The organism is Pseudomonas sp. SDO5215_S409, from assembly GCF_054071325.1.
In genome coordinates this window covers 73,801-80,486 of the sequence record NZ_JBSVWN010000026.1, presented here as the reverse complement: position 1 = coordinate 80,486, position 6,686 = coordinate 73,801, and the positions used below count along the sequence as shown (strand labels likewise).

The 6,686-nt window shown below is 60.3% G+C and carries 4 protein-coding genes and 2 pseudogenes; 3 read left to right on the top strand and 3 right to left on the bottom strand.

The features are described 5' to 3' along the window. The 3 genes and pseudogenes from ACW9H9_RS15350 to ACW9H9_RS15340 all read left to right on the top strand — a co-directional run. Positions 1-315: pseudogene (locus tag ACW9H9_RS15350) on the top strand (ABC transporter permease); the annotation flags it as partial. Then, positions 315-1,040, top strand: coding sequence for an ATP-binding cassette domain-containing protein (locus ACW9H9_RS15345; RefSeq protein WP_457343992.1), 726 nt, complete (start codon positions 315-317; stop codon positions 1,038-1,040). The pseudogene ACW9H9_RS15350 and the gene ACW9H9_RS15345, both read left to right, overlap by 1 nt. A gap of 172 nt (positions 1,041-1,212) precedes the next feature. Further along, positions 1,213-2,115, top strand: a complete 903-nt coding sequence (locus ACW9H9_RS15340; protein ID WP_457343993.1) for an ATP-binding cassette domain-containing protein — start codon at positions 1,213-1,215, stop codon at positions 2,113-2,115. Here the strand turns inward: ACW9H9_RS15340 and ACW9H9_RS15335 are convergent. From ACW9H9_RS15335 to pmrG, 3 genes and pseudogenes are all read right to left on the bottom strand, one after another. Beyond that, positions 2,112-3,646, bottom strand: a pseudogene (locus tag ACW9H9_RS15335) (ArnT family glycosyltransferase). The gene ACW9H9_RS15340 and the pseudogene ACW9H9_RS15335 overlap by 4 nt on opposite strands. 88 nt (positions 3,647-3,734) lie before the next feature. Beyond that, positions 3,735-5,390, bottom strand: a complete 1,656-nt coding sequence (gene arnT / locus ACW9H9_RS15330) for a lipid IV(A) 4-amino-4-deoxy-L-arabinosyltransferase (protein ID WP_457343994.1) — start codon at positions 5,388-5,390, stop codon at positions 3,735-3,737. A gap of 323 nt (positions 5,391-5,713) precedes the next feature. Then, the gene (gene pmrG, locus ACW9H9_RS15325) at positions 5,714-6,397 is read right to left on the bottom strand and encodes a lipopolysaccharide core heptose(II)-phosphate phosphatase PmrG (RefSeq protein ID WP_457343995.1); all 684 of its coding nucleotides are present in this window, start codon (positions 6,395-6,397) and stop codon (positions 5,714-5,716) included. Between the last annotated feature and the right edge of the window lie 289 nt (positions 6,398-6,686).

Sequence of the window (6,686 nt, the reverse complement as noted above, 5' to 3'; positions counted from 1 at the left end):
AAAGCGTCTATGGCTCGGCTGTCGAAACATAGTGGCCTACTTCAGACCATCCCTATGGGCTTTCAAAATACGCATACGCTACTTTCAATAGTATCTTTTGTGATGTTGGCGCTCGGCGTGATGAGCATTAACGCACCACATGCCGTTGTTGAATATATTAAGGTGTTCAACCCCATGTGGTGGGCCAATGAAATCATGCAGCTTGGGGTTTCCAACTCGATGCGTGTGGTGTGTATGGCTTTTTTTCTGATGCTGATGACGTTCGGGTTGTTATTGAAATACCTGATTATTAACCCTGTCTGGAGTCGCTATTAATGAGCCTGGTTGTGGACTCCATCAGTGTTAAATATTTTCAGCATATCTTGATTTCTAACGCGTCTATGACGATTAAGGCGGGATCCATAACTGGCTTGCTAGGGCCTAATGGCTCTGGAAAAACGACTTTTTTTGATGTGCTCTGTGGGTTGAAAAAAATCGAGAGTGGGCGGATTTATGACGGGTTTAAAAAGAAAATATACCTGTCGCAAATTATCAGTACACCGCCGGTGTTGCGCATGTTTGATGTTTTTAATATGGCGATGCTTTTTTGCTCGGAAAAGAAAATGACCCAGCAGCACGCACTTGAAAAAATCGAGCAATGGAGCCCCGGCATTGCCCAGCGTTATGCGCAGATATGGCGAAAGAAATCCGCGCTGTGTAGTTATGGGGAGAAACGCTGGTTTTTTACGTTGTCACTTCTTGCTGTCGGGGCCGACTGCGTATTGTTTGACGAGCCTACAGCCGGCGTTGATCCGGAGTTTCGGTTTCATATATGGCGCTGTCTGCGGGGCGCTGCTAAAGAGGGCGTTGCAATCCTGGTGTCATCCCACAATGTCGAAGAGGTGGTAACGCAGTGTGATGACTTTTATATGTTGGCCCAGCACCGTTTCAATCATTTTGCGAGCGGGGATGACTTTATGAAAACTTACAATGCCCACAGCCTGGACGAGGCCTTCATTAAGGCGGCCAGCCTGTCGAGGGGGGCGGTTTGTGCGTCTTAGGCTGGCGTGTGCCGGTTGTTCCCGAGCGTGGGTTGACCGTGGCATTGCGTAGGGCGCGCATCGTTCTTTTTCGATACGGTTTCAAACGGTGATTTACCGCGCTGGCGTACGGAATAAAACCCCGAGCTGGCACGTTATTAAAGGTATGTCGTCCAGCGTGAGAGATTTTTCCATGAGCCGCCCTGTTGCCGTTGCAGCCGAGCCCCTGATCCGCGTGCGGGATCTGTGCAAGACCGTGGGTGACGCGCAGGCGTTGGGTCAGGTCAGCCTGGATATTTTTCCGGGGGAAGTGGTGGCGTTGCTGGGCGCAGAAGGGGCGGGCAAGTCGACGCTGGTGAAGATTTTGGGTGGCAGCGAGGTGGCCGACACCGGCGAGTTGTGGGTGGGTGGTCGGCCGCAGCGCTTTGAGTCGCTGTTGTCTGCCCGGCGCGTGGGGATTGTGGCCGTGCATCAGCGGGCGGACGACGGTATCGCGCCGGGGTTGAGCGTGGCCGAAAACCTGTTGCTCGATGAGTTGTACCAGCCGGGTACGGATTTCTGGTTGAACCGCAAGAACCTGCTGGCGCGCGCCGCGGCCATCGCGGCAGGCCTGGGGCTGGTGTTGCCGTTGCAGCAGCCGGTGGAGCGCCTGAGCCCGGCCGAGCGGCAGTGGGTGGTGCTGGCCCGGGCGTTTGCGTTGCAGCCCAGGTTGTTGATTCTTGATGAGCCGACGGCGGCGCTGTCGGACGCCGAAGCCCAGCGTTTGTTTGGCTTGATTGACTGCTTGCGCCGTCGGGGCGTGGCGATTTTGTATGTGTCGCGGCATTTGGCGGACGTGCGGCAGGTGGCCGATCGCGTGATTGCGCTGCGTGACGGGCGTGTGGACTGCGTGTTCAGCGCACGCCAGTGGGCGGATGCGCAGGGTGTGGCATTGCCAGTCCCTTCGCGTGCAGGCCGGGTGTTGCCGCTGCTCGAGCGGTTCGCGCTGGGCGGGTTTATTCGCAACCGGGCGCAGGGGCGGGCGCTGGGGGCAAAGGTGCCCAGTCACCGCAGTGAGGCTGAGTGCGCACGCCTTTCTTCGATAACGGCTTCTTAGGGCCGGGCCTGCAGCGCCGGATTCACTGGAATAAACGCCACGCTGCCACCGTCCCGTTTATGAAAAAAACGCTCTCCGTTGTCTGGCACCGTACGGACCACCTGATGGTCTGCCGCCAGATACTCCAGCGGCGTCGGGTCGTCCTTGGTGGCCTGCACCACCACAATCGTGCGTTGGGGGTCAAACGCGTGTCCGCGGCTTTTCGCAAGCCAGGCCATGAAGCCTGCGCTGTCCCCCTGACGTGGGTAGTCTTCGGTATCGGCCACGTAGTCGAACGGCGCGCCGTGGTTTTGCATCGACATCGGCAGTTTGTTGTCCACGTCCACCATCACCAACTGCCACTCGTTCCAGGGCGCCTGGTTTTCTGCTAGAGCCCGTACGTCACTGGCAAACCGGGTGACGCCGCCGTTGCCGTTGGTCCAGGGGTAAACCACGCCCAACACCAGCACCATCAGCCCGGCCGCCATGCCAAAGCCGCGGGCCCAACCCTTGGCGATGCTGCCCATGCGCGCCATGCGTTCACTCAGCCACCAAGCCCCCAGCAATTGCGCGAAGGGCACCAGGGGCAGGACGTAGTAGCTGCGTCGGCTGCCGCTGGCGGTGAAAAACATAAACAGCAACCCCAAACCCCACACCAGCCAGCGCACGTTGGGCGGGGTGTGGCGCCAGTGCGCACGGCAAGCCACAACCCCAGCAACCCGCACGGCGTCCAGGGCAGGGTGTAGGCCGGTAGGTAAATCAGGTAGGTGTAGAGCGGGCCCATGTGGTCGAACGGGTCGAAAAAACGCACCACGTTTTCCCGAAACACCAGGGCCAGGCCGCTTGCGCCGTAGTTAGGGGCGCCATAGAGCCGGGACAACACGAACGGAACGGCATACAACACGGCGGCGATGACGATTGCCAGCAGCAGGCGCCCGTTGAGGTGACGCTTGTAGCGCTGTTTGTCGAGCAGGTGCGGCAACAGCACCAGGCCCGGCAGAACGAAACCGATCAAGCCCTTGAACAGGGACGTGGCGGCCAGCAGCAGGAAAAACACGCAATAGCGCCCCAGGCGGGTGTCGTCCGGCCCGCGCCAGTACCACCACACGGCGGCCAGCACGCCGCACACGGTGAGGATGTCGGCTGTGGCCACTCGCCCCCAGTACATGAAGTAAAAGGTGGTGGCCAGCATCCAGCCAGCGATCAGGCCGGTGCCTTTGCGGTACAGGCGCTCGCCGATCAGGTAGACCAGCCAGATGCTCAGCCACGCCGCGACGACCGACGACAGGCGCAACGACCACGGCCCCAGCCCGCCCGCGAGGCTCGCCGGTGCGGTGATCAGCCAGTAGGAGGGCAGGGGCTTGTCGTAATACGGCTGGCCCATGAGGTAGGGGTCGAAGTAATTGCCGGTTTGCAGCATGTGCAGGGCGATGTTGGCCCAGCGGGTTTCCGGCCCCCACAGGTCGCGGCTGCCCAGGCCCAGCAGCAGGATGAGGGCCGAAACGCCCAGCAGCAGAAACAGGGCACCTCGTTGGGTTTTCCAGAGCGTCATGGCGAGGGTCCCGCAGCACAAAGAGGTTGGCACAAGCGCCCGGCCCAGCGCATTTGCGGTGGGCCGGTTGCAGGTTAAGGCGGCTGTGTTACGGCAGTGGCGGGTAGATGATGATTTGCAGGTCGCCCTGGTAATAACGCTTGCCCCCGAGCGGCAGCAGGCTGGCCTCGCGCATTTCGCTGGTGCTGCGCACGCGCATCAGCACCCCCACCGAACCCTTGCTGCGGGCGTCCTTGAGCCAGTCCTGCACCGAGTCCTCGCTGACCTTGCGGTGCGTCGAGTCGGGGTAGTGCAAGCCGTAGCGCAGTTCGCCGACGGTGCCGTAGAACGCCACCTCAGGCCGGCGCAGGCGCCAGGACAGGGCCGACGCCGACGCCAGTTCGTTGCTCAGCAGCGCGTCGGTCTGTTGCAGCGCCTGCATGTGCTGGAGGATGAACTGGTCGGGCATCTCGTTTTCTTCGACCTGCGCCGGCATGCCCGACGGCAACAGCAGCACCAGCAAGCCAATGCCCAGGGCGGGCATCGCCCACAGTGTCAGCGGGCGCAGCGCTTGCAGCAGGTTGGCGAGCATCCACCCCATGAGCACGATAAAGGTCAGTGACAGGTTGAACATCTCGCTGTGGCTGTTGCCGTACAGCGGCTTGGCCACCTGCAGATAGATCAGCGCGACCATGGCCGCCAGGCCGATGCCGAAGTTGAGCAGGCCGTTGACCCGAAGCGTGCGGGAGCGGGCGTTGTTCAGCAAGTCGATCAGGGCGTGCCCCATCAACAGCGCCAGCGGCAGCAGGCACGGCATGATGTAAGTCGGCAGCTTGCCCCGGCTGGTACTGAAAAACGCCAGGGGCAACAGCAGCCACAGGGCCAGGAACACCATGGCGGGCTGGCGTTTTTGCTGCCAGGTCTTGAGCAGTGTGGCGGGCAGCAGGGCCGCCCAGGGCATGCAGGCCACGACCATGATCGGCAAGAAAAACCACCAGGCGCGGGTATGTTGTGCGTTTTCGGCAGAAAAGCGGCGAATGTGCTCGTGCCAGAAAAAGAAGCGCCAGTAGTCCGGTTCCTGAAGGTGAACCGCCAGCACCCAGGGCAGGCACACCAGCCCCGCCACCAGGATCGCCAGCGGGCCGAACTTGAACAACTCACTCAGGCGGCGCTGCCACAGCATGTACGGCAGCGCGATCAGCACCGGCAGCAGCCAGGCGAGAAAGCCCTTGGTCAAAAAGCCCATGCCGCACGCCACGCCCAGGAAAACCCAGCTGCTGGTACATGCACGGGGCGAGGGGCTGTCGAGGGCAAACCACAACGCGACAAGGCTGAGGTTGACCCAAAACGTGAATTGCGGGTCGAGGTTGGAATACCCGGCCTGCCCGGCCACCAGGCCAAAACTCATGTAGAGCAGGGCACAGGCAAAGCTCTTGCGGGGGTCGTTCCACAGCCGCCGGGCGACCATCCAGGCCAGCGCCACGCTCAGGCCGCTGGTCAGCGCCGAGGCGATCCGTACGCCGAACAGGTTTTCACCGAACACCGCCTGGCCCAGCGCGATCAGCCAGTAACCGGCGGCGGGTTTTTCGAAGTAACGCACGCCCATGAAATGCGGCGACACCCAATTGCCGCTCATCAGCATTTCCTGGCTGACCTGGGCGTAGCGGGTTTCGTCAGGGATCCACAGACCGTGCAGGCCCAGGGGCAACAAATAAAACAGTACGAATGCCAGCAGCAACACGGGCAGGGGTTTGAGACGAGTCATCAGTCGTGCACTCTCAGGCGGTCTTGACAGCCGATCGAGATCGGCCATGCGCGAGGGGAAAGCAGTTGTAAAAACGGCGGTCAGCGAGCGGGGTAAAAGCACAGAGCGTTATTCCTTGAACAGTCTGTTAGTTGGCGAAGGGCGCAAGCCCTTGTGCCCAAGTCAAGCGGGTGAAACCGAAGGTGTCCACTGTCGGCCCCAAACTTTATTAATAAGTTGGCCAATGAACGGTGCCGTAAAGGATGAAACTAAAATATAAGACTCTGCCACAGCCTGGCTGTCGGCTGGCTGAACATGATGGCGTTAATAACAGTAAAAAGTGCTCAAAGTTGTTTAAGCGCGACGGCCCAGTCCTTGTTGTTGACGAAGCCCAGTGCCTTGAACTTACCCGAGGGCAGTACTTTGACAAACAGTGCGGTGCCGTAGTCGGCGCTGGCGGCGTGCGGGAAGCCCAGTTCGCGCTCGAAATCACTGAGGCAGGCGCTGTGCGTGACCAGCAATAAGTTGCGGTCCGGCTGCTTGAAGGGCCGGATCTCCTCGCCAACCGCATGCCCGCAAATCACCGGCGGGCCGGACACCAATTGAACCTTGCCGAACATGAACTGGGACGTCTGCGCCGTGCGGGTGGTGGAGCTGCTCAGCACGTCGGTGTTTTGCATGCCCAGGGTCTGAAAGGCCTTACCCATGGCGGTGGCGGCCACTGAACCGGCGACGGTCAAGCCGTCCAGTGGCCCCAGGCAAGGGTTAGTGGAGCGGTCGCAGCGTTCTTCATGGCGCACCAGGATTACCAAATCGCCGTTGCGCCAGGCTTCCAACACGCCAGAGGTGAGCAGGCGCTGGCCCACGGACAGGTCGGGCGGTGTCCTCGGCCACCCGATAAACACCGCCACCAACAGGCCGCCCAGCACGCCGGCCGACAGGCTGAGCCGCAGCATGTTTCGCCAGTTTACAAACGCCCAGCGTGAGCGGCGCTTGGCCAAAGTCAGGTCAACCACAGTATTCACCATTGATAACTTTCAGGCGCCACTCGCTAACGGGCTGCGGCAAGTTAGACGGGGCCAGGGAAACAAATGCAGGGCGCGTAATTGAGCAAAAGCGTGTCATAGGGCTGCTGTCTTTTTGCTGAACATGTCGAGGTTAAAAAGTGGTGATGTGCACTAACGGTTGTTTGAAAAAAACATCGCGCTGTTAATCGCTGATGGGCGGCAATTTAAAGTTGCGCAGGTGGCCGCCGAGTGAAAGCAATGTGAAAAATTTGCGGGCAGCGCCAGGTGCACTTGTCACCCAGGTATGTGA

Excerpts from the sequence above, each read along its gene's own strand:
- arnT (WP_457343994.1), bottom strand. The coding sequence starts at position 5,390 with ATGACTCGTCTCAAACCCCTGCCCGTGTTGCTGCTGGCATTCGTACTG.
- ACW9H9_RS15345 (WP_457343992.1), top strand. The coding sequence starts at position 315 with ATGAGCCTGGTTGTGGACTCCATCAGTGTTAAATATTTTCAGCATATC.
- pmrG (WP_457343995.1), bottom strand. The coding sequence starts at position 6,397 with ATGGTGAATACTGTGGTTGACCTGACTTTGGCCAAGCGCCGCTCACGC.
- ACW9H9_RS15340 (WP_457343993.1), top strand. The coding sequence starts at position 1,213 with ATGAGCCGCCCTGTTGCCGTTGCAGCCGAGCCCCTGATCCGCGTGCGG.